General features: G+C 43.6%; 21 protein-coding genes, 1 other RNA gene and 1 other annotated feature. Of the genes, 17 read left to right on the forward strand and 5 right to left on the reverse strand.

Translation table 11 applies throughout. The annotated features are described in order from the left end of the window. The first annotated feature begins 140 nt into the window (after nucleotides 1-140). The 4 genes from FS666_RS06220 to nth all read left to right on the forward strand — a co-directional run bounded on the left by FS666_RS06220 (nucleotide 141) and on the right by nth (nucleotide 3307). On the forward strand, nucleotides 141-617 hold the full coding sequence (locus FS666_RS06220; RefSeq protein WP_120073044.1) for a cell wall elongation regulator TseB-like domain-containing protein: 477 nt from the start codon (nucleotides 141-143) through the stop codon (nucleotides 615-617). Nucleotides 618-638: 21 nt separating this feature from the next. After that, nucleotides 639-1823 carry a pyridoxal phosphate-dependent aminotransferase gene (locus tag FS666_RS06225; RefSeq protein WP_128205403.1) on the forward strand — a complete coding sequence of 395 codons (1185 nt, stop codon included), beginning with the start codon at nucleotides 639-641 and terminating at the stop codon, nucleotides 1821-1823. Between the two features lie 88 nt (nucleotides 1824-1911). Then, nucleotides 1912-2613, forward strand: a complete 702-nt coding sequence (locus tag FS666_RS06230; RefSeq protein WP_120073042.1) for a DnaD domain-containing protein — start codon at nucleotides 1912-1914, stop codon at nucleotides 2611-2613. Nucleotides 2614-2638: 25 nt separating this feature from the next. Then, on the forward strand, nucleotides 2639-3307 hold the full coding sequence (gene nth, locus FS666_RS06235) for an endonuclease III (RefSeq protein WP_144461105.1): 669 nt from the start codon (nucleotides 2639-2641) through the stop codon (nucleotides 3305-3307). 37 nt (nucleotides 3308-3344) lie between these two features. Here the strand turns inward: nth and FS666_RS06240 are convergent, their stop codons facing one another. Both FS666_RS06240 and recU read right to left on the reverse strand, forming a co-directional pair. Further along, the gene (locus FS666_RS06240; protein ID WP_144461104.1) at nucleotides 3345-5996 is read right to left on the reverse strand and encodes a penicillin-binding protein 1A; all 2652 of its coding nucleotides are present in this window, start codon (nucleotides 5994-5996) and stop codon (nucleotides 3345-3347) included. A gap of 41 nt (nucleotides 5997-6037) precedes the next feature. Then, nucleotides 6038-6649: a Holliday junction resolvase RecU gene (gene recU / locus FS666_RS06245; RefSeq protein ID WP_144461103.1), complete on the reverse strand. Its 612-nt coding sequence runs from the start codon at nucleotides 6647-6649 to the stop codon at nucleotides 6038-6040. 101 nt (nucleotides 6650-6750) lie between these two features. On the opposite strand from recU, the gene FS666_RS20440 reads away from it, so the two are divergent. From FS666_RS20440 to FS666_RS06260, 4 genes are all read left to right on the forward strand, one after another. Beyond that, a complete protein-coding gene (locus tag FS666_RS20440) occupies nucleotides 6751-7047 on the forward strand; it encodes a DUF2515 family protein (RefSeq protein WP_260842090.1) in 297 nt (98 codons plus the stop codon). Beyond that, a complete protein-coding gene (locus FS666_RS06250) occupies nucleotides 6986-7738 on the forward strand; it encodes a DUF2515 family protein (RefSeq protein ID WP_260842100.1) in 753 nt (250 codons plus the stop codon). The genes FS666_RS20440 and FS666_RS06250 overlap by 62 nt, the downstream gene beginning before the upstream one ends. A gap of 140 nt (nucleotides 7739-7878) precedes the next feature. Next, on the forward strand, nucleotides 7879-8085 hold the full coding sequence (locus FS666_RS06255) for a hypothetical protein (RefSeq protein ID WP_144461102.1): 207 nt from the start codon (nucleotides 7879-7881) through the stop codon (nucleotides 8083-8085). Between the two features lie 218 nt (nucleotides 8086-8303). Then, on the forward strand, nucleotides 8304-8681 hold the full coding sequence (locus FS666_RS06260) for a YppE family protein (RefSeq protein ID WP_144461101.1): 378 nt from the start codon (nucleotides 8304-8306) through the stop codon (nucleotides 8679-8681). Between the two features lie 21 nt (nucleotides 8682-8702). On the opposite strand, the gene yppF is transcribed toward FS666_RS06260, so the two are convergent. Beyond that, nucleotides 8703-8912 carry a YppF family protein gene (gene yppF / locus FS666_RS06265; protein ID WP_120073033.1) on the reverse strand — a complete coding sequence of 70 codons (210 nt, stop codon included), beginning with the start codon at nucleotides 8910-8912 and terminating at the stop codon, nucleotides 8703-8705. A 200-nt stretch (nucleotides 8913-9112) separates the two neighbouring features. Here yppF and FS666_RS06270 point away from each other — a divergent pair, with 200 nt between their 5' ends. Beyond that, complete coding sequence (locus FS666_RS06270; RefSeq protein WP_144461100.1) at nucleotides 9113-9553, forward strand: YppG family protein; 441 nt, start codon at nucleotides 9113-9115, stop codon at nucleotides 9551-9553. 63 nt (nucleotides 9554-9616) lie between these two features. Here the strand turns inward: FS666_RS06270 and FS666_RS06275 are convergent, their stop codons facing one another. Then, entirely contained in the window at nucleotides 9617-10087 is a 471-nt protein-coding gene (locus FS666_RS06275; RefSeq protein WP_120073029.1) for an Hsp20/alpha crystallin family protein, read from the reverse strand. 321 nt (nucleotides 10088-10408) lie between these two features. Here FS666_RS06275 and FS666_RS06280 point away from each other — a divergent pair, with 321 nt between their 5' ends. The 4 genes from FS666_RS06280 to FS666_RS06295 all read left to right on the forward strand — a co-directional run bounded on the left by FS666_RS06280 (nucleotide 10409) and on the right by FS666_RS06295 (nucleotide 13591). Continuing rightward, nucleotides 10409-10726, forward strand: coding sequence for a CotD family spore coat protein (locus FS666_RS06280; RefSeq protein ID WP_144461099.1), 318 nt, complete (start codon nucleotides 10409-10411; stop codon nucleotides 10724-10726). A 148-nt stretch (nucleotides 10727-10874) separates the two neighbouring features. Beyond that, entirely contained in the window at nucleotides 10875-11180 is a 306-nt protein-coding gene (gene gpsB / locus FS666_RS06285; RefSeq protein WP_120073025.1) for a cell division regulator GpsB, read from the forward strand. 64 nt (nucleotides 11181-11244) lie between these two features. Next, an RNA gene (gene rnpB / locus FS666_RS06290) (RNase P RNA component class B) lies at nucleotides 11245-11639 on the forward strand. Nucleotides 11640-12085: 446 nt separating this feature from the next. Beyond that, complete coding sequence (locus FS666_RS06295; protein ID WP_144461098.1) at nucleotides 12086-13591, forward strand: carboxypeptidase M32; 1506 nt, start codon at nucleotides 12086-12088, stop codon at nucleotides 13589-13591. A 324-nt stretch (nucleotides 13592-13915) separates the two neighbouring features. On the opposite strand, the gene FS666_RS06300 is transcribed toward FS666_RS06295, so the two are convergent. Then, a complete protein-coding gene (locus FS666_RS06300) occupies nucleotides 13916-15004 on the reverse strand; it encodes a bifunctional 3-deoxy-7-phosphoheptulonate synthase/chorismate mutase (protein WP_144461097.1) in 1089 nt (362 codons plus the stop codon). Between the two features lie 307 nt (nucleotides 15005-15311). Next, nucleotides 15312-15542, forward strand: a binding site (T-box leader). A gap of 49 nt (nucleotides 15543-15591) precedes the next feature. Between FS666_RS06300 and aroC the strand changes: the two genes are divergently transcribed. The 4 genes from aroC to aroA all read left to right on the forward strand — a co-directional run bounded on the left by aroC (nucleotide 15592) and on the right by aroA (nucleotide 20353). Continuing rightward, nucleotides 15592-16764: a chorismate synthase gene (gene aroC / locus FS666_RS06305; RefSeq protein WP_144461096.1), complete on the forward strand. Its 1173-nt coding sequence runs from the start codon at nucleotides 15592-15594 to the stop codon at nucleotides 16762-16764. 76 nt (nucleotides 16765-16840) lie between these two features. Continuing rightward, on the forward strand, nucleotides 16841-17923 hold the full coding sequence (gene hisC / locus FS666_RS06310) for a histidinol-phosphate transaminase (protein WP_144461126.1): 1083 nt from the start codon (nucleotides 16841-16843) through the stop codon (nucleotides 17921-17923). 24 nt (nucleotides 17924-17947) lie between these two features. After that, the gene (locus tag FS666_RS06315) at nucleotides 17948-19051 is read left to right on the forward strand and encodes a prephenate dehydrogenase (protein ID WP_144461095.1); all 1104 of its coding nucleotides are present in this window, start codon (nucleotides 17948-17950) and stop codon (nucleotides 19049-19051) included. 18 nt (nucleotides 19052-19069) lie between these two features. Beyond that, on the forward strand, nucleotides 19070-20353 hold the full coding sequence (gene aroA, locus FS666_RS06320; protein ID WP_390614522.1) for a 3-phosphoshikimate 1-carboxyvinyltransferase: 1284 nt from the start codon (nucleotides 19070-19072) through the stop codon (nucleotides 20351-20353). Nucleotides 20354-20378: the final 25 nt, after the last annotated feature.

Consider the following 20378-nt stretch of genomic DNA (forward strand, 5'->3'; position numbering starts at 1 on the left):
CATCATGATATAATGATGGGGATACCGCGTGCTTACTAATATTGTGGCAGAAAACGGGCCGGTTATTAATAACAAAATATGTGTATTGAGGAACGCGTGCTCAATAAAACGAAGATTTTCTGTATTAACGAGGGATGTACATGTATAAATGGCTCGCGATTATTCTTTCCTGCCTGTTAATCGCTGCAGGGATAAGCGGATGTGTATACAGCAAAGCGATGGCGCCCATGAAAAAGGCAAGGGATGCCGCTGAGGAAAGACTGAAATCAGAGACGGACATAAAAAGCGCGGACGAGTTTTATTTATATAATGGTTCGCGGACTTACTATGTGGTGATTGGAAAAAACAGCAAAGGCCAGGAAGCCGCTGCATGGATTCCGGACAATAAAAAAGATAAAGTCCATGTAAAGAAAATATCAGACGGTGTCTCAAAGCAGGACGCAGTCAATAAATTACTGAGCGAAAAAAAACCTAAAGAGATTCTTGGTGTCAGGCTGGGGATGGAAAAGGAACTTCCTGTCTGGGAATTGTCCTATCTGGATGAAAACTCCAACTTAAATTATTATTACATCCATTTCGATTCTGGGAAATGGTTGAGAAAAATAGAAAATTTATAGAGGAAGCAGGGGTTGTATATGATTGAATTATCAAATCGGGTATCCAAAGTTTCACCTTCATCCACACTGGCCATTACAGCAAAGGCAAAAGAATTAAAAGCGAGCGGCCTCGATGTGATCGGGCTGGGAGCCGGTGAACCGGATTTTAACACCCCGGATAATATTATTCAGGCGGCATACCGTTCCATGGGAGAAGGACATACAAAGTATACACCCGCCGGCGGCCTGGCTGAATTGAAACAGGCAATCATCGGTAAATTCAGAAGGGATCAAGGGCTTGATTATAAAGCTTCTGAAATCATTGTTACAAACGGTGCCAAACACGCCCTTTATACACTTTTCCAGGTCATATTGAATGATGGGGATGAAGTGATCATCCCGACTCCATACTGGGTAAGTTATCCGGAGCAGGTAAAATTGGCTGGGGGAGAGCCGGTGTTCATCGACGGAGAAGAAGCCAATCACTTCAAAATTACCGGCAGACAGCTTGAAGATGCGATAACTTCCCGAACAAAGGCTGTCATTATCAACTCGCCGAGCAATCCGACAGGCATGGTCTATTCTAAAGAAGAACTGGGCGAGATTGGGGAAGTTTGTAAAGCAAACAATATATTGATCATCTCTGATGAAATATATGAAAAGCTTCTATACGACGGCCATGAGCATGTTTCAATATCTCAATTGTCGCCTGAACTTAAAGATTTGACCATCATTATCAACGGGGTGTCCAAATCACATTCCATGACCGGCTGGAGAATTGGATATGCGGCGGGAAACGAAACAATCATCAAGGCCATGACGGACGTCGCAAGCCATTCGACTTCCAATCCGGCAACAACATCCCAATATGGTGCGATTGAGGCTTATAACGGAACCCAGGAACCAGTAGAAAAAATGAGGCAGGCATTTGAAGAAAGAATGAACATCATTCATAAAAAACTGATAAATATTCCGGGTGTGACATGCCTGAAACCCCAAGGGGCATTCTATTTATATCCGAACGTCAAAGAAGCTGCTGAAACTGCCGGCTATAAAGATGTAGACAGCTTTGTACGGGCATTGCTTGAAGAGGCGCTTGTGGCTGTCGTGCCGGGTTCCAGCTTCGGTTCACCGGAAAACATCAGGCTTTCGTATGCGGCATCGCTTGAATTGCTGGAAGAAGCGATCAGCCGAATTCATTCTTTTGTGGAGTCTAAAAGTCAATAATATATAGAGGCCACGTGCAATTTGTGCGTGGTCTTTGCATCGAAGGATAAAAAGCGGTTTCCACGCTAGTAAAGACGAGGTGCTGAATATGGATAAAGATATAATAGTGTCGTGGATGGAAGCCGGCATGATTCAGGTCCCGAATCTTTTAATGCAGAAGTACAAGCAGATCGGTTTGGATGAAAAAGAATTGGCACTGTTATTGCATATCCTTTCGTTTATTGAGGCAGGCAACGAGTTTCCTACACCGGAACAATTGGCTGGCAGAATGACGATAAACAGCAGTGAATGTTCCGGCCTGTTAAGAAAACTTGTACAAATGCAGATTCTTTCGATAGAGGAAGGACTTTCAGAAGATGGGATCCGCTTTGAAAAATATTCATTGAGCTCATTGTGGGCAAGGCTTGCCGATGAATTAAAATTTGATAAAAAGCAAAACGGCTTGAAACATACATTGCTCGAGGAACATGACTTATACACCCTTTTTGAGCAGGAATTCGGAAGGCCGCTGTCTCCGATGGAATGTGAGAATCTGGCCATGTGGCTGGATGATGACGGACAGGACCCGGTTATCATCAAAGCTGCTTTGAGGGAGGCGGTTTTGGCGGGAAAGCTGAGTTTTCGCTATATAGACCGCATTTTATTCAATTGGAAGAGAAACGGAGTCCGTACTCTTGAACAGGCGCGGATGCAGGGCATACAATTCAGGCAAAAAACGAAGCAGCCTGCCCAGCCCGCAACAGAAACAACATCAAAGACTATTCCGGTTTACAATTGGCTGGAACCATGACCTTTGACACATTGGAGGTGAATATATGCTGAATAAGCAGGAAATCCGATTTTGCATCGACACAATGGGGGAAATGTTTCCTGAAGCCGAATGTGAGTTGAATCATTCGAATCCGTTCGAACTTGTCATCGCTGTTTTATTATCGGCCCAATGCACCGATGTCCTTGTCAATAAGGTAACCAAATCCCTTTTTAAAAAATATAAATCACCGGAAGATTACCTTAAAGTGCCTGTTGAGGAATTGCAGCAGGATATACGTTCCATTGGGCTTTACCGTAATAAAGCAAAGAATATCCAAAAGCTGTGCCTCATGCTTTTGGAAGAATACGGGGGAGAAGTGCCGGCCGACCGTGATGAACTCGTCAAACTTCCCGGGGTTGGGCGCAAGACAGCCAATGTCGTCGTTTCAGTGGCTTTTGGCATTCCTGCCATTGCAGTTGATACACATGTGGAACGGGTCAGCAAGCGTTTGGCTTTCTGCCGCTGGAAAGACAGCGTATTAGAAGTTGAAAAGGCATTAATGCGAAAAATTCCAAAAGAACTTTGGTCCATCAGTCATCACAGAATGATCTTTTTCGGAAGATACCATTGTAAAGCTCAAAATCCGCAATGCCATATTTGCCCTTTACTCGATTTGTGCAGGGAAGGGAAGAAAAGAATGAAGAAAAGAGATGCAACAGTGATAAATAGTTAAAAAAATGGATGGCCAATAGGCCATCCATTTTTTTAAATCAGTTATTTTCCCTTCGGCCTTCCGGATTGGTATCGGCCGGTGAATCAGGGTTATCGGGGTTTTCCTGGTCATTGCCATTGTTGCCATTTCCAGGATTCACGTTTCCGGGATTACCATTCCCGTCATTTCCGTTATTTCCAGGCTGTTGTCCGTTGTTATCATTTTGTTTATCATCATTTTGGTTTTGATCCTGGTCGTTTTGTTGTTCATCGCCCTGGTCTTCTTGGCCATCTTGATTTTCTGAATCTTCATCTTCGTCTTGGACATCTTCCTCATCTTCCTCATCTTCCTGCGAAGGGACGGTCACGCTGGCAGACCCTGGTGCGCTCCTTTGAGAGCCTGCAACTGCAACAACTTGAATTCCGTATGTTTCACCGGGTTCAACTTCATTGATTGTATAGCTTGTGTCTGAAGTTGTCCCGATGTCTTTTTGTTTCCCGCCTCCAAGGTTTACCTTCACTTCAAATTTCATATCATTTTTATCCATGTCCGGATGGCTCCATGAGAAAACGACCTGGTTTCCATCCTCTTTATATTCCCCGGATACTGAAGGGGCATCAAGTTTATCATATGCCTGTGATACTTCGGTCGGTTCCGTGCCTGCGACAAACAGCTCGTAGACAATATTGCTCTCAGGAGTATACTTACTAGGTTTTTTGGCAGGGTTTGAACCTTTTTCAACCGCAGCCCGAACAACGCTTTTAGGCATGGTGAAATCGGGTGTTTGAACATCTGCCGACACATGCGTCATCAGGTTTTTGAATAGATGCTGAGCAATGGTCAGATCCTTTGGAAGGACCGGATTCTTTCTCTCTTCATAGCCTGTCCAAACTGCAATCGTATAATTTGTCGTATACCCGGCGAACCAGGAGTCGGGGGAGCTTCCGTCAGGAATGTTATATTTAAGGATGTCTTCTTTACTATAGTTTGTTGTGCCGGTTTTACCTGCAACCGGCAATCCGGGTATGGCTGCTGCTCCTCCTGTAGCACCCGATTTGCCCGACAGCACGTCTTTCAGCATATCCGTCACCATGTAAGCTGTTGAATCTTTCATGGCAACTTCAGGCTCCACTTTGTTCTTGATTTCCGTTTCGCCATCCATCAGAACAATCTTTTTGACCGTATGCGGCTTGTTATACATTCCGTTATTGCCGAAGGCTGCATACGCACCGGCAAGAGTCATAGGGGAAGGATGCTGTTCTCCCCCTCCGATTGCATCAGATTCCACTATTTTAGGATCATCTAATCCCAATCTTTCTGCAAACTCTTTTACATTTTCCTGCCCGACTTCCTGGAAAGCTTTTAAAGCAGGAATGTTTCTTGAACGGTACAGGGCTTCCCTGATGGACATCTGTCCCAGGTGGGATCTGTCAAAGTTATTGATCGGTGTACCGCCCGTGTACGTATATGGTTCGTCCACGATCTGTTCATATGTCGACCAATTTAGGTACTCAATGGCAGGACCGTAATCAAAAATCGGTTTTGCCGTAGAACCCGGTGTTTTATCTTTCAACTGTGTAGCGAAATTGCGTCCGCGTTTGACATCCTGGTTCCGGCTGCCGCCAATTGCCCTTACCTCACCGGATTTTGTATCCAACAGCACGATTCCGGCCTGGAACTTTTCATCAGGATATTGGACGACTTCATCCGTAAAGAGCATTTTTTCGGTATATTGCTGTGCATCGGGGTCCAACGTTGTATAAATTTTCAATCCATCCGCAAAGACGTTATAATCTCCCATTTCTTCAACTTCCCTGATGACTTGATCTACAAAAGAATCATACTTATATGACTCATTTTGGTTCTTCTCTTGAGGGATGAGAGTTTTGCCAACAGAGATATTCTTAGCCTTTTCCATTTGTTCTTTGCTGATTTTGCCATGCTGATACATGAGAGATAAAACGATGTTTTTCCTCTTATCCGCTTTTTCAAGATGTTTATATGGATTATAATTGTTCGGGCTCTGCGGAAGACCCGCCAAAAACGCCGCTTCCTGCAATTCCAATTCATCAAGGGTTTTATCAAAATAAAACTTCGAAGCTGTTTCAATACCATGAATGCCGTTTGAATAATAAATTTTATTCACGTACATTTCAAAAATCTGGTCTTTCGTGTAATTATTTTCAAGCTGGATGGACAGCCACGCTTCCTGGGCTTTTCTTTTCAATGTTTTTTCATCGGAAAGGAAAGAGCGTTTAACAACCTGCTGAGTCAAGGTGGAAGCTCCTTCAGAACCGAACCCGCGCGAGAAATTGGCAAGGACTGCTCCGGCAAGCCTTTTGACATCTATGCCGTGATGTTTGTAAAAGCGTACATCCTCTGTAGCCAAAACAGCATCTTTTACCTGTTTGGGAATGTCGTCAATTTCAACATAATCACGCCGCTCTGCTCCCAAAGTCGTAAACACTTCCCCGTTAATATCGAGCAATTCCGAAGCGACAGGGTCGACAAGCAACTGCTTGTCAAGTTTGGGGACGTCTTTTACATACCAGGCAAACGTGCCGGCGCCAGCTGCCAAACCTGCAAATGCAAGAATCAGTAAAAGTACAACCACCTTTTTGAATAGGCCTTTTTTCTTGCCCTTCTGATGTTTTTTATCGGCACCCAGTTTACGGCGCCGCTCTGTCCGAGATTGATAATTCTCTCCCATTCATAATCCTCACTTTCCATACAGCAGTTTCTTTATCAATATCAGAATGAATAAAGATTCCGTATGACTTTTAAATAATCGATCCTTGGGGTCCACCCTAATTCGATGGAATGCCCATAGGTTTTTAGTTCCTGTTTTGTGATTGACTTGCGGCCGCCATTTTTCATGCGGTCCCAAAATTTGAATAGATGCTCTCCTTCAAGCAAATAGATTTCTTCCGTGGCCGAAAAACGGATGATGACAAAGGCAATCCCATTTTGTTTGATTACATTTTTCATATGCTCTATCTGGTGCCCATGAATATTTTTCAATGGAAAGGATGTAGGGCTCTTTGTCTCTTTTGCTTCGAAATCAATGTATTTTCCATTGGATATCCCATTATAATCAGTTGTCGATGCCTGGCGGAAATAGGCTTCCTTTATGACGGCAGTGCTCCTCTTTGCATAATCGACATGGACGATCTGAACCGGCGTTGGCTTTTTGTGGATGACAGCCAGTCCATTGGACAAATAATATTGGTTTGTTTCATTTAAATCCTCTTCCAGCGTCATGCCCCTGTTACTATAAATGATCTCTTTATCGGGCAGATCATTTTTATTCTCTTTTTCAGGCCGTGCCACATATTTCCGGCCTGTAGGATAATGAAATTCCATGTTTTATCCCCCTTATGAATTTAAATTATATCACAGGCATTGAATAAAAATATGGAACTTTGGTACATATTAAAGAGAAAATGATGTGGGGGCATACAGTGATGAAGCCCGGCAGTCCATTTGACAGGATTCGATCCAATGAATATTTTATTATAAATCGGATAAGACAGGAAGAGTTTAGAGGCAATAAAGATAACATTTCAAGGACAAAATGCTATCAGCGATTCTTTTTGGAGAATCCTGAAATCGCATGGTCTTTTTTGGCGTCTATGGTTTCGAGAAACACCGGATGGAATATGGGGGATCTATATGGAGAAATTATCCCGGAAATACTTGATGAAAAGACGAGAAAAAGGCTTTTTTTGTCATTGGAAAGGGCGAATTGGATCATTTTTTAAAGATGCCTTTCCCCAACTTCTTATATATCAATATTCAAAAAAGACAGGACGCCCGATGTTCCATTTGCTGGATCATTTTTATGTCTCGCGTTTCATGCAAAATGAATGGCGGCATTTCTGGAAAAGAGGCGACAGAAAGAGGCTGCTGTATGCATTGATTGTCAATGAACAACATGTCATTCAGCAGCCGGTTATTTTACACCCATCTTTTAAATATAAAATATTTCATTCAGCCTTTTTTGTCCTTCATGAGCTCCTGCATTTCAATTGCATTGTTTTTCCGACTGCAAATGGTGAATTGTATGGGGAAAGTGTTGTTCAGTTTAAAAACGTATGGAAAAGGATACATTTGGGCAAACGCCTTGCCTCCATTTTGTTTGACAATGATCTTTATCCGCGTTTTCTCCATTTTTCCGTCAAAACCGAACCTACCGGCTCACGTTATGACTATGAACGTTATGCCTATGAACGAAAAAAACGGAAAAGTCCTTTTATCAGGGCTGTTCTGCCCATTATTGAACATCACGAAAGGGCAGTGGAGGACTGGTCTTTGAAACACCCCCCAAAGCGCGGATGGCCAAAAGCTCCATGCATGAAAAAACCGGCTGCTGTGACGGACTGGTTTTATCAAAAGCAGGAACAGCTCCGGCTGTATCATCTTGCAAAGCAGCTGCTTTCAAACGCCCCTTGACAACCTGTCGAAAAGCAGTGGAGGTTAAAAAAGATTAAACACTTTGTTTGCCGATTTGCTTCTAGTTTTGTCAGCTTGGCAGGAAGTTCTTTCGGAAGGGAGAATACGTTATCAAATAAGCCGGACGAAAGGAGATAACGATGAATTTGAAAGACTGCCTTAATAAGCTGGCGGAAATCAAGGACCAGTTGGATCTGCTGGAAGAGCAAATTGCCGAAAAAGTCAGGGATGAAGAGTCAAATGAAAAAGCCAGAATGAGTCGGGAGAGAAGGGAAATAGATAGAAAACTTGCCCAATTGGAATTGAAAAACGCAAGAGAGAGAATAAGACAATATCATGTTTCTTAAATACTTTACCTCTTGAAAAGCTTCCTGTAGGAAGATAAGATGATTAGTGCAGGAACAAAGGCGTAAGCGCCTGTTTATCGACGTACAGACTGGAGCGCTTCTGACGAGATAAAGGAAACACGCGCAGCGGAGCGGAGCGATGTTGACTTATCGTAGGAAGAAGCGTGAAGTCTGCTAGTCGATAGGCGCTGGAGCCGGAGCATAGAGGTGCTAAAGAGATGGAGTATGGACAATTGAAAGAAATGACAAGCGGATTGCTCGAGTGCAACCGCCGGGCAGCCGAATCTTTTCATCGTTGCCGTACAACGGGGAAACAGGGAGATTTCTATACAGAAGTGAAACCTTTTGCTGACAAAGTGAAGGCACTGAGCGAGGAATGGGAGCCGAAAGCCGTCAAGTGGGTGACCGATATCAGGCCCAAAAACCTTCATCCGCTGCAAATTAAAAATACCGCTGAAAACTTACAGATGGTCTCCATTCGGGCATTTTTTCCCGATACAAGCATAAAGAGGTTCAAGAGCCATATTCAATCGATCGAATATGTGCTGGAACGGATTCTTGAAGAAATAGAAAAAAGCAAATCCCCGGATCAATAACCCCGGGGATTTGCTTTTGCTCTATGCTTCAGTTTTAATAGCGCTTTCAAAGAACACATCAATGTTTTTGGCCCCAAGTGCTTCCAATTCACGAACAACGCTCCTGAATTCCTTCAGGGATATTTCGTTATTGATATAAGTCTGTTTAGCAAAGTCCAGCAATTGACAAGTGTCTTCAATAGGGTATGACCTTTTCTGGAGAAACTTTTCCTTTAATTCGTGAATTGTCATGAACATACCTCCCAGGCTTTTTTTACATAGTAACATAGTTTTTTTGATTTCCTTTTTAATAGAAAAGTGAGACTTCCGACAAAGGAGGAGAAAAATCGACATATTTGTATGCGTTTCCAAAATGTGCTTTTATCACATTTCTCGGTAATGCACATATTTTATATGTAGAGTAATTTTGAAGAAGAAGGAGGATATCATGGATGTACCACATGAGAAGGATTACAAGTTATGCCCCTCCTTATCCGAACATGCCAGTGCCTCATCATTCAGGCTTTGGGACGTATCCGCCTAACGGTTTTTACCAAGCTCCAATGCAAATGGGCCATATGCATGCTCAACAATATATGAATCCGCCGCCTGGAGGAAATAATCTGACCAGCCAGTTATTTCATAATCCTTTGCAGGCAGATGAAGAACATTTGCATAGTCAATACCAGGGCGGATATTCCCATCCTTATCATATTCCAAAATTGCCCCAACCGCCGCAAACAGGGCATTTCAACTCATTTCTGAATTCATTCAAATCCCAAAGCGGCTCTCTTGACCTGAATAAAATGATGGATACTGCAGGCCAAATGATGAATGCCTTAACACAGGTTTCCAATATGGCGAAAGGTCTGGGAAGTCTCTTCAAAACCTAAAGAAAAAAGGAATCGGTCAAATATGACCGTTCCTTTTTTCAACTATCCGGGAATGCTAAGCTGCTATGTGATATCAATTCTTTTTCCCTTTAGTTTGTTGATGGAGACTGTCAAAAGGCCGTTTTCATACGTTGCCTTTACATTTTTTGTGTCAATGGCTTTTGTCAGCGGAATGGTTCGGGAAGTTCTTCTTGTTGTATCTTTATGCTGGACTACTTCCTGGTGTTTATTTTCGGTGGTGATCGTTTCACGATGCATAACTGAGATTGTAATGTATTGCTGCAAAACGTCAATCTCAATTTGTTCCTTTTTAATTCCCGGCAGCTTTGCCTGGATGATGTACTTTGAGCCGGTTTCCTTTAATTCTACAGGAAAGCTGCTTGAAAAAGGGGAAGTTACGAATAATTCATCAATGCTTTCCAAAAAACCTTTGACAGGGCGGTGCTCGAAAAAATCATTCATCGCCTTCATTAACTGATTAATGGGTTCATGGCCCTTATTTTTTGAGTTGTCCTTTGAAAAATTTTCCGTCATTATAGGTCTCCCTCCCTAAGCAAATATATGGTATAGTATGTATGAATAAAATAAAAAGTGCGCTTGGCACTGCTCTCTTTTCACACCATCAAAGATTCAAGGCGCCGGCCAGGAAATAATCCTGAAAAACATTTCCCGGGCAAGCGCAACATTCGACTTTATTTTGGTCCAAATAGCGCAATTTGTTTGGAATTGTCGTATATTGATCAAATGTTTTTGACTGTGGCCAAACAGTAAAATAGGTGTTTGTATCAGTACATGTATGGTTATTTTACATAGGTTGTTAGTGTAAAGAATCTTTGGTGGAAAGGAGTTTAATTTATGTATATAAACTGTGGTACAAAGGTATGTCCGCCAGTAGTGCACCCGACGAAATGCTGTGTAATCAACAAATGTTATAATTATGTTGTACCTGAAATTCACCCGTCTCATACAACAACTGTTAACCACATTAATTATAATCATGTGCATAGCTTCCCGCACACTGAGTCATGTGCGACTGAAGTGACGAATACCGAATCGATTGCTCCTCCTGGAATGGGATATGGTATGCCGCCAGGGCCCGGATTTGGCCCGGGACCAGGAATGGGTCCAATGGGTCCAATGGGACCAATGGGAGGACCGATGTTTCCTTATTGATAAAATGGAACAAGGATGAATGGCAAAGGAGTCATCCTTGGTTCCGTACATAAGATTAAAGAGCTGATTATTTCAATGGTTAAATTGACAAATAACCAATATTTTGAAAGAATGATATTAATGTCGTTTGAATTTGAGGTGGTCTCGAATGTTGGCTGAGAAATTAAAACTTACTGCTAAAGAAATATTGGAAAAAGAATTTAAGACAGGTTTTCGAGGATACAAACAAGAAGAAGTGGATAAGTTCTTGGATTTGATTATCAAGGATTATGAATCCATGCATTCCATCATTGATGAGATGCAGCAGGAAAACATGAGGTTGAAAAAACAGCTGGAAGAGAGTTCACGCCGCCAGCATATCCAGCCTGCAGGCACGACTAACTTTGATATTTTAAAGCGGCTGTCGAATTTGGAGAAGCATGTATTTGGAAGCAAACTTGATGAAAATGTATAAACATCCTTTTATTGCTACTTGAAAAAATAAGAATTCCATATTATAATGATCATCCGGTTAAATAACATTCGGGTAATCGCTGTTTGCTTTTTTTCAAAGCGGCAGAGGAAAGTCCATGCTCGCACGGTGCTGAGATGCCCGTAGTGATCACGCCTGGTGAAACAATAAGCCAGGGCAGCCGGGATAACGGCTGACGGCAGGGAAAGCATCTAAGTCTATACAGATATGATGTGAATACCTTGAAAGTGCCACAGTGACGAAGCTTTGCCGGAAACGGCAAAGGTGGAACGAGGTAAACCCCGTGAGCGAGAAACTCAAATAATGGTAGAGGCACTCTTATTGCGGAAATCAACGCAGCAAGAGGCAGGCATAGCGCCTGCAGATAGATGATTACCGCCTGAGTACGAGATCGCCCTATGATCGTCTGCAGTACAAAGGTACAGAACATGGCTTATAGAATGTTATTTATAGGTGAAACAGCGAGTAATGCCTTCCTGATTTGGAAGGCATTGATTTTTCTCTGAAATGAAAGCCCTTACAAAAAGAATATATAAAAAGGGTTTAGAATATACTCTTGTTATAAATTCAAAAAGGGAGTGATTTACGGTTATGTCTCATATGATGAGCGATTTTAAAAGGATATCCGACGCATTGTACTCCTCCAACGAAATCCTTCAAAAGGAGCACCTGCCCGAAGAAGCAAAAAGGCGTCTGCAGGAGGCGGAACATAGCCTGAATAAGGCAATTTATCATGTTCTATCGGAAAAGAGGAATATTGCCCAAAAATGAAACGCAAGTGAATTTAAGATCACTTGCGTTTCGTTATTTTGGTTATCGAAAATTTTCTGGAATAGTCTGCCAATGTATTATAAAATTGATATATTATACATAATGGAGGCGTTTACATGCGGTTGAACGAAACAGAAACGGCTTTTATGGAGTATGTGAAAAAGATGGAAGCGTTCAAAGAAGCTCTCCAGCTTATTTATTGGGATTTGCGGACAGGCGCCCCAAAAAAAGGGGTAAAACAGAGGTCCCAAGTTATAGGTACTTTATCCGACGAATACTATCAGATGTCGATTTCTGAAGAAATGGCTGCTTTTATCGCAAAATTGTCCGGGCAAAAGGAGGAGTTGCCGGAACTGGTGCAAAAAACATTGGAGGAATGTAAGACAATCTATGATCGCAACAAGAAAATTCCCCCAAACGAGTATAAGGAATATGTGATTTTGCAAACTGAAGCGGAGAATGTGTGGGAAGAAGCCCGCGAAAAATCTGATTTTGCTATGTTTAAGCCATATCTTGAGAAGCTTGTGGATTTCAATAAAAAGTTCATTGAGTATTGGGGCTATAAAGGCAACAAATATGATACATTGCTCGATCTGTACGAACCCGGTGTTACAGTGGAAACGATAGACAAGGAATTTGAAACCTTGAAAGGGGCCATCGCCCCCTTGATTCAAAAAATAAATGAATCCGGAAACAAGCAGGAAACGGATTTCCTTTATCAGCCTTTTCCTAAGGAAAAGCAAAGAGAATTCAGCTTGAAAATTTTGGAGCAGATGGGTTATGACTTTGGGGCGGGGAGACTTGATGAGACCATTCACCCATTTGCCACTGGGCTCAATCCGGGGGATGTGCGGATAACAACAAGATACTATGATAATGATTGGAGAATGGCCGTTTTCGGAACCATCCATGAAGGCGGGCACGCATTGTACGAACAAAATATATCAGAGGAATTGATCGGAACGCCTCTTTGCAGGGGAACTTCAATGGGAATCCACGAATCGCAATCATTATTTTATGAAAATATATTGGCAAGGGACAAATCCTTTTGGGAATACAACCTTGAATTATTGCAGAAATATGCGGGCGGTATATTAGATCACATCCGGCTGGACGAATTTTACCGCGCTATCAACAAAGCCGAACCTTCGCTGATCCGGATCGAATCTGACAACCTGACGTATTCTCTGCATATTATCATCCGGTACGAAATCGAAAAGGGCCTGTTCAATAACGAAATCAACGTTGAGAACCTACCGGACATATGGAATGATAAATATGAACAATATTTGGGAATCCGCCCAAAGAACGATGCTGAAGGGGTATTGCAGGATGTGCACTGGGCGGCCGGCAATTTCGGGTATTTTCCTTCTTACGCGCTTGGATATATGTATGCTGCACAGATTAAAAATGCCATGGTGAGGGAAATAACGGAATATGATGGGCTGTTAAAGTCGGGAAATCTCGAGCCGATAAAGGAATGGCTCACCAAGCATATCCATCGTTACGGTAAAACGAAAAAACCGCTTGAATTGATCAAGGAAGCCACAGGGGAAGGGCTATCGGCAAAATATTTAACCGATTATCTTATTAAAAAATATTCGGTCATTTATAATTTGTAATAGCAACAATCACGATAGGCTGGCAGCCTAAAAGCGTTCTCCATACTGTCGGATCTGGTCAATCCTAAAATAAAAACGATTCAATTTCGGACATTCGAAATTGAATCGTTTTTTACAGAGTAAGAAGGTATCAGATTTTTTAGCTTTAAAATTTTGAACAAAGCTTTTGTTGTCTAGCTCCAGCGCCTATCGACTAGCAGACTTCGCACCTCCTCCTACGATAAGTCAACATCGGCTCGTTCCTCGCCGTGTTTCCTTTATCTCGTCGGAGGCACTCCAGTCTGTACGTCGATGGGCAAGGCGCTTGCGCTTTTCTAATTGGAATTATATATTGGCTGTTTCTTTTTCGATTTTGCTTGCAAAAGCTTTGGCTTCTTCCATGTATTCGTTGAACTGTGCGATGTCCATTTGCTGGGCGGAATCAGAAAGTGCCACTGCAGGATCCGGGTGCACTTCCGCCATGACAGCGTCCGCACCAATGGCGATTGCCGCTTTTGTTGCAGGAAGAAGGAGATCTTTACGGCCTGTTGAGTGAGTAACGTCAACTACAACCGGCAGATGCGTTTCTTTCTTCAAAATCGGAACAGCGGAAATATCAAGCGTATTTCTTGTCGCTTTTTCGTACGTGCGAATCCCTCTCTCGCAAAGGATGATTTGGTCGTTTCCTTGTGCGTGGATGTATTCGGCGGCATACATGAACTCTTCAATCGTTGCTGCAAGCCCGCGTTTTAACAGTACAGGCTTGCGTACAGCACCGGCAACTTTCAATAGCTCGAAGTTTTGCATGTTGCGTGCACCAATTTGTATGACATCCACATAATCGAGTGCCGCTTCCATGTCATAAGGATTGAGGATCTCACTGACAACAGCAAGGCCTTCCTCATCGGCAGCCTGTTTCAAAATCTTCAAGCCTTCCAGGCCTAGTCCTTGGAAGTCGTAAGGGGAAGTCCGAGGTTTGAAAGCTCCTCCGCGAAGAAGTTTCAGTCCCTGAGCCTTCAATGCCTGCGCTACGGCTTTTACCTGATCGTAGCTTTCAACTGCACAAGGACCCATGATGAAGTGGGCTTTCCCATCTCCGATGTTTTCGCCATGGATGGAGACGATCGTATCATCCGGCTTTTTCTTTCTTGAAACAAGCAGTGCTTGACGATGGTCATCTTCCTGCAATTCCAGGCTTGCTTTAAAGATTTGTTTGAATATGTGCTGGACAGTTGATGTAGTAAATGGGCCCTCGTTGTGATCTGCAATCATATTCAACAGCTTTCGCTCTTGGACAGGGTCAAAACGTTTCACGCCCTGCATTTCTTTTAATTTGCCGATTTCTTGAGCGATTCGGCCCCGTTCGTTTAACAGCTCTAACATTTGCAATGTGGTTTTCTCAATTTGAGAACGTAAAACTTCCAGTTCTGACAACGATAAGCCCTCCTTGATTTATTCACTGCATCACAGCAGTTGAAGATTTTTTTAAAAAATCAACTTTAGGACTTCAACGCTGTAAAGCATGTGTGTTATAATTTTTATTGATAGCTCAACACATTAAACCGTATTTGTTTACTTGTCAAGCAGATTTTTTAAATTGTGTGCCTATTTTTAATTATATCACCGTTGATACGGGGCGATCGCCGGTAAATATGAAGATTTTCGTGCATTGCGGCTAAATGTAAAAATTGGCTTTACAAGCATATCATAATGTGGTAAAAATTAATGTTAAATAACTTTGAAAATAGCCATGACAGGACAAAGTAGTGTTCATCTCCCTGTTTCTTCAGAGAGCTGATGGCAGGTGAAAATCAGCACAAAGATGAATGCGAATTACTTCCTCGAGCTTCTTTTAGGAACGCTTGATTCGCCTCAGGCCAGTATGAAAAGACGGAGCAGCCGTTATCTGTTTGAGTGGTGGAAAAAAATTTCCGCAATGAGGGTGGTACCGCGATAATGAATCGTCCCTGCTATATGCAGGGGCGTTTTTTATTTTAAATAGCTATTGGAGGGCATGACGAATGAGATATTTAACAGCAGGAGAATCACATGGTCCGCAGTTGACCGCAATTTTGGAAGGCGTTCCTGCCGGATTGGCGCTTACCGAAGAAATGATAAACGAACAATTATCCCGGCGGCAAAAAGGCTATGGCCGTGGAAGAAGGATGCAAATTGAAAAAGACCAGGTTCAAATATTAAGCGGGGTGCGCCACGGCAAAACAATGGGATCGCCCATTACACTTGTCGTCGAAAATCGGGATTTCAAGCATTGGACGAAAATTATGGGGGCTGCACCGCTTGGTGAAGAGGAAGAACAGGAAGTGAAAAGGAAGATTACGCGTCCGCGTCCGGGCCATGCCGATTTAAATGGAGCATTAAAATATGGCCATCGCGATATGCGAAATGTACTGGAGCGCTCCTCAGCAAGAGAAACAACGGCAAGAGTAGCCGCAGGGGCTGTCGCAAGAATCATTCTATCGCAGCTTGGCATCAAGGTCGCCGGCCACGTTTTGGAAATCGGCGGAGTCCGTGCTGAAAACACCAATTATGGAACCATTGAGGAATTACAGGAAAAAACGGAAAGCTCTCCGGTTCGCTGCCTTGATGAAGCGGCTGCGGAAAAAATGATGCGGGCGATTGATGAAGCCAAGGAGCAAGGGGATTCGATCGGCGGAATAGTAGAGGTAGTCGTTGAGGGAATGCCGGCAGGCGTAGGAAGTTATGTACATTACGACAGGAAACTGGACGGGAAACTGGCAGGTGCCATTATGAGCATCAACGCATTCAAAGGAGTGGAAATCGGCATCGGATTCGAAGCCGCCCACAAACCCGGAAGCCAGGTGCATGATGAAATATTGTGGGATAAGGAAAAAGGATACACGCGGGGATCCAATAATGCGGGTGGTCTGGAAGGCGGAATGTCGACGGGAATGCCGATTGTGGTTAGGGGCGTCATGAAGCCTATTCCTACACTTTACAAACCGCTCCAAAGTATTGATATCGATACAAAGGAACCTTTCAAGGCGAGCATCGAAAGATCTGACAGCTGTGCTGTTCCCGCCGCAAGTGTAGTTGCCGAGGCAGTGGTTGCATGGGAATTGGCCGCCGCAGTATTGGAGCATTTCGGACACGACCGGATGGATGCAATAAAGGATCATGTTGAACAGTACAAAGAATACACAAGAAACTTTTAATTAGGGTGGGCGCCTGCTCTCCCAATTGACCAGGCGCTGAGCCGGACTTCTACAAATAATTAAAGGTGGGAAAATGATGAATGTAAAAGTGAAACCGCAACTGCTGTCATTGAAAGCATATGCCCCGGGAAAGTCAAGTGAAGAAGTACAGCGTGAGTACGGATTGGAAAAGATCGTCAAACTTGCATCGAACGAAAATCCTTATGGCACTTCCCCGCGTGTGAGTGAAGCGATCTCTGAAATTGATGACTTTGCAATTTATCCTGATGGAGCAGCGGCTGCTCTTAGAACAGAGGTTGCGAAGTACACAGGAGTCAAGGAAGATCAATTGATTTTTTCCAGCGGATTGGATGAATTGATTCAAATTATAAGCAAAGCTTTGCTGGATGAAAAATCCAATACAGTTATGGCATCTGGTACGTTCCCCCAGTATCGCCATAATGCCGTCGTGCAAAATGCGGAGATCCGTGAAGTGCCTTTACAAGACGGCCGTCATGATTTGCAGGCAATGGCAAACGAGATTGATGATAAAACCAAAGTGGTTTGGATTTGCAACCCGAATAATCCGACCGGGACGTATGTGAACGATAAAGAACTTGAACAATTTCTGCAGTCTGTCCCATCGCATGTTCTCGTAGTCATGGATGAGGCCTATTACGAATACGCAACGGCGGAGGATTATCCTGAAACGATACCGCTTCTCGGCCCATACGACAATCTTATGGTATTGCGGACTTTCTCAAAAGCTTTCGGACTTGCTGCGTTCCGTATAGGATATGGGATCGGAGCTGCATCCTTCATAAAGCAATTGGAAGTTGTAAGGCTGCCGTTCAATACATCCATGCTTGCCCAAAAAGCCGCTATAGAAGCATTGAAGGATTTGGATTTTGTTGAAAAAAGCGTGAGCTTAAATGCTCTTGAGCTTCAAAAATTTTACGGGATCTGCAAGCGGCATGAAATAGATTATTATCCATCACAGGGCAACTTTATATTTATTTCAATCCCGGGAAAAGAAAGTGTAGAAGTCTTCCAATATTTACTGGAGAGGGGCTTTACAGTCAGGCCGTTTCCTGATGGAGTCCGCATCACAATCGGAACTAAAGAAGAGAACAGCGAACTCTTTGAATTGATAGAAAAGATGGTTCTTGTCGCACACTAGACTTAGCAGAGAGGAAAATACAGCTTGGATAAAAGAGTTTTAATCATAGGGGTTGGGCTGATCGGCGGCTCTATTGCCTTAGCGATCAAAAAGGAGCATCCCGGTGTGTATATTACCGGTTATGACCTGAACGAACAAAACTGCAGGCTTGCAGAGAAAATGAACATCATCGATGAATGCCTGCCATCCTTTGAAAAAGAAGCGGCAGCCAGTGATTTAATCATTCTGGCCTGTCCGGTTGAAGAAGTGGAACAGAAAATATGCCAGTTGGCGGAACTGCCCCTAAAGCCGGAAGCCATTATCACTGATGTAGGAAGTACGAAGGTTAAAATAATGGAAAAGTCAGCGGTGCTGCGCGAAAAAGGCGCTGTTTTCATCGGCGGCCATCCTATGGCCGGCTCCCATAAATCCGGAGCTGGAAGCGCCAGGAGGCATTTGTTTGAGAATGCTTTTTATATATTGACACCTGCCGGAAATACGACCGAAGAAAAAGTATGTGAACTAAAAAGTTGGCTGAAGGGGACAGGTGCAAATTTCGTTGTCATGGAACCGGAGGAACATGATATGGTTACCGGGGTTGTCAGCCACCTGCCTCACCTGATTGCCACCAGTATAGTCCGCCAGGTGAAAAAACATGCAGGGGCCAACGAGCGTGTCCGATGGCTCGCGGCGGGCGGTTTCCGGGATATCACCCGTATTGCCTCCAGCAGCCCTGCCATGTGGAGAGATGTCGTCAAACATAATCAAAGCAGTCTGCTTTCATTGATCGATGAATGGATCGATGAGATGGAATATGTCAAGGACCTTGTACAATCCGGGGATCAGGATGACATTTACAGCTATTTTGCCGATGCGAAAAAGTTCAGGGATGCTCTTCCTGTCAGGGCAAGGGGCGCAATCGACGCTTTCTACGATCTGTACGTCGACGTACTGGATAAGCCGGGGGTTATTTCGCATGTGACGGCCATATTGGCCGAAAAGAGGATCAGCTTGACAAATATACGGATCATCGAAGCCCGTGAAGATGTTTTCGGGGTGCTGCGGCTGAGCTTCCAAACAGAGGCAGACAGGGAAAAGGCAGAAGAATGCCTGATTAAGAATGATTATGAGACGTATTTAAATATGTAGGGGGAAATCCTGTTGACGATTACATTAAAAACAGAAGGCGATGTACAATTGAAAGGAACAATCCGTGTGCCGGGTGATAAATCAATTTCCCACAGGGCGGTCATGCTCGGGGCTATTGCCGAAGGAAAAACAAAAGTTTACGGCCTGCTCACGGGCGATGACTGTCTGAATACGATTGAATGTTTCAGAAAGATGGGAGTTCGGATCAGACGTAACGGGGATTATGTAGAAATCGACGGGACTGGGTTTGATGGCTTAAAAGAGCCGGTTGAAATCCTTGATGTTGGAAATTCCGGAACGACTATCCGCCTAATGCTCGGAATTTTAGCCGGGGCCCCTTTCCATGCTTGCCTTATAGGAGATGACTCCATTGCTAAAAGGCCAATGGACAGGGTGGCGCATCCTTTAAGGCAGATGGGTGCCAGAATCGACGGCCGCGAAAATGGCAGCTTAGCACCGATCAGCATCAGGGGCGGCGGTCTTCAAGGAATTGAATATTCGTCTCCTGTTGCCAGTGCACAGGTTAAATCGGCCATATTATTGGCAGGACTCCACGCGGAAGGGGAGACAACCGTACTTGAACCACAGACATCGAGAAATCATACGGAAAGAATGCTGTCAGCCTTTGGATGCCAGGTGGAAGTCGATGGGTTAAAAACTACGATCAGGGGAAAACAAGCTTTAAAAGGTACAACAATCCATGTACCCGGAGATATTTCTTCAGCAGCCTTTTTCCTTACGGCAGGCGCAATTGTCCCAAATAGTGAACTGAAAGTCAAAAACGTCGGAATAAACCCTACAAGAACTGGAATAATAGATGTACTGGAAGAAATGGGTGCAGATATTATAATAGAAGAAACTGCATTGGATGAAATTGAACCGGCTGCGGACATCACCATTAAATCGTCCGGTTTAAAAGGTATTGAAATAGGCGGGGATATCATTCCGAGGCTGATAGATGAAATTCCGATCATTGCGCTGGCTGCCACTCAGGCTGAAGGCACTACGATCATTAAAGATGCGGAAGAATTAAAAGTGAAAGAGACAAACCGCATTGATACGGTAGTCAAAGAACTTACAAAAATGGGGGCAAGGATCAAGGCCACGGATGATGGGATGATCATTTACGGCGGTGCCAAGCTGCGCCCAGCTTCAGTTGACAGCCACGGAGACCACCGTATCGGAATGATGCTGGCAATTGCTTCCTGCCTTGCCGAAGGGAAGACCGTCATCGAAAATAGTGAAGCCATATCCATTTCTTATCCAGATTTTTTTCAACATTTAAATGAATTGACCTCATAACTTTTCCATTACATTCGCCTGAAGC

The sequence above is a fragment of the Siminovitchia fortis genome, from assembly GCF_007681465.1.
GTDB classification, from domain to species: domain Bacteria; phylum Bacillota; class Bacilli; order Bacillales; family Bacillaceae_C; genus Siminovitchia; species Siminovitchia fortis.

What these genes read in the sequence shown, in the direction of transcription:
- FS666_RS06295 (WP_144461098.1), top strand. Translation starts at nt 12,086, where the DNA reads ATGCGGTTGAACGAAACAGAAACGGCTTTTATGGAGTATGTGAAAAAG.
- recU (WP_144461103.1), bottom strand. Translation starts at nt 6,649, where the DNA reads ATGGAATTTCATTATCCTACAGGCCGGAAATATGTGGCACGGCCTGAA.
- FS666_RS06255 (WP_144461102.1), top strand. Translation starts at nt 7,879, where the DNA reads ATGAATTTGAAAGACTGCCTTAATAAGCTGGCGGAAATCAAGGACCAG.
- FS666_RS06230 (WP_120073042.1), top strand. Translation starts at nt 1,912, where the DNA reads ATGGATAAAGATATAATAGTGTCGTGGATGGAAGCCGGCATGATTCAG.
- FS666_RS06260 (WP_144461101.1), top strand. Translation starts at nt 8,304, where the DNA reads ATGGAGTATGGACAATTGAAAGAAATGACAAGCGGATTGCTCGAGTGC.
- FS666_RS06220 (WP_120073044.1), top strand. Translation starts at nt 141, where the DNA reads ATGTATAAATGGCTCGCGATTATTCTTTCCTGCCTGTTAATCGCTGCA.
- aroC (WP_144461096.1), top strand. Translation starts at nt 15,592, where the DNA reads ATGAGATATTTAACAGCAGGAGAATCACATGGTCCGCAGTTGACCGCA.
- FS666_RS06250 (WP_260842100.1), top strand. Translation starts at nt 6,986, where the DNA reads ATGAAAAGACGAGAAAAAGGCTTTTTTTGTCATTGGAAAGGGCGAATT.
- FS666_RS06280 (WP_144461099.1), top strand. Translation starts at nt 10,409, where the DNA reads ATGTATATAAACTGTGGTACAAAGGTATGTCCGCCAGTAGTGCACCCG.
- hisC (WP_144461126.1), top strand. Translation starts at nt 16,841, where the DNA reads ATGAATGTAAAAGTGAAACCGCAACTGCTGTCATTGAAAGCATATGCC.
- FS666_RS20440 (WP_260842090.1), top strand. Translation starts at nt 6,751, where the DNA reads ATGAAGCCCGGCAGTCCATTTGACAGGATTCGATCCAATGAATATTTT.
- FS666_RS06275 (WP_120073029.1), bottom strand. Translation starts at nt 10,087, where the DNA reads ATGACGGAAAATTTTTCAAAGGACAACTCAAAAAATAAGGGCCATGAA.
- FS666_RS06270 (WP_144461100.1), top strand. Translation starts at nt 9,113, where the DNA reads ATGTACCACATGAGAAGGATTACAAGTTATGCCCCTCCTTATCCGAAC.
- yppF (WP_120073033.1), bottom strand. Translation starts at nt 8,912, where the DNA reads ATGACAATTCACGAATTAAAGGAAAAGTTTCTCCAGAAAAGGTCATAC.
- nth (WP_144461105.1), top strand. Translation starts at nt 2,639, where the DNA reads ATGCTGAATAAGCAGGAAATCCGATTTTGCATCGACACAATGGGGGAA.
- gpsB (WP_120073025.1), top strand. Translation starts at nt 10,875, where the DNA reads ATGTTGGCTGAGAAATTAAAACTTACTGCTAAAGAAATATTGGAAAAA.
- FS666_RS06240 (WP_144461104.1), bottom strand. Translation starts at nt 5,996, where the DNA reads ATGGGAGAGAATTATCAATCTCGGACAGAGCGGCGCCGTAAACTGGGT.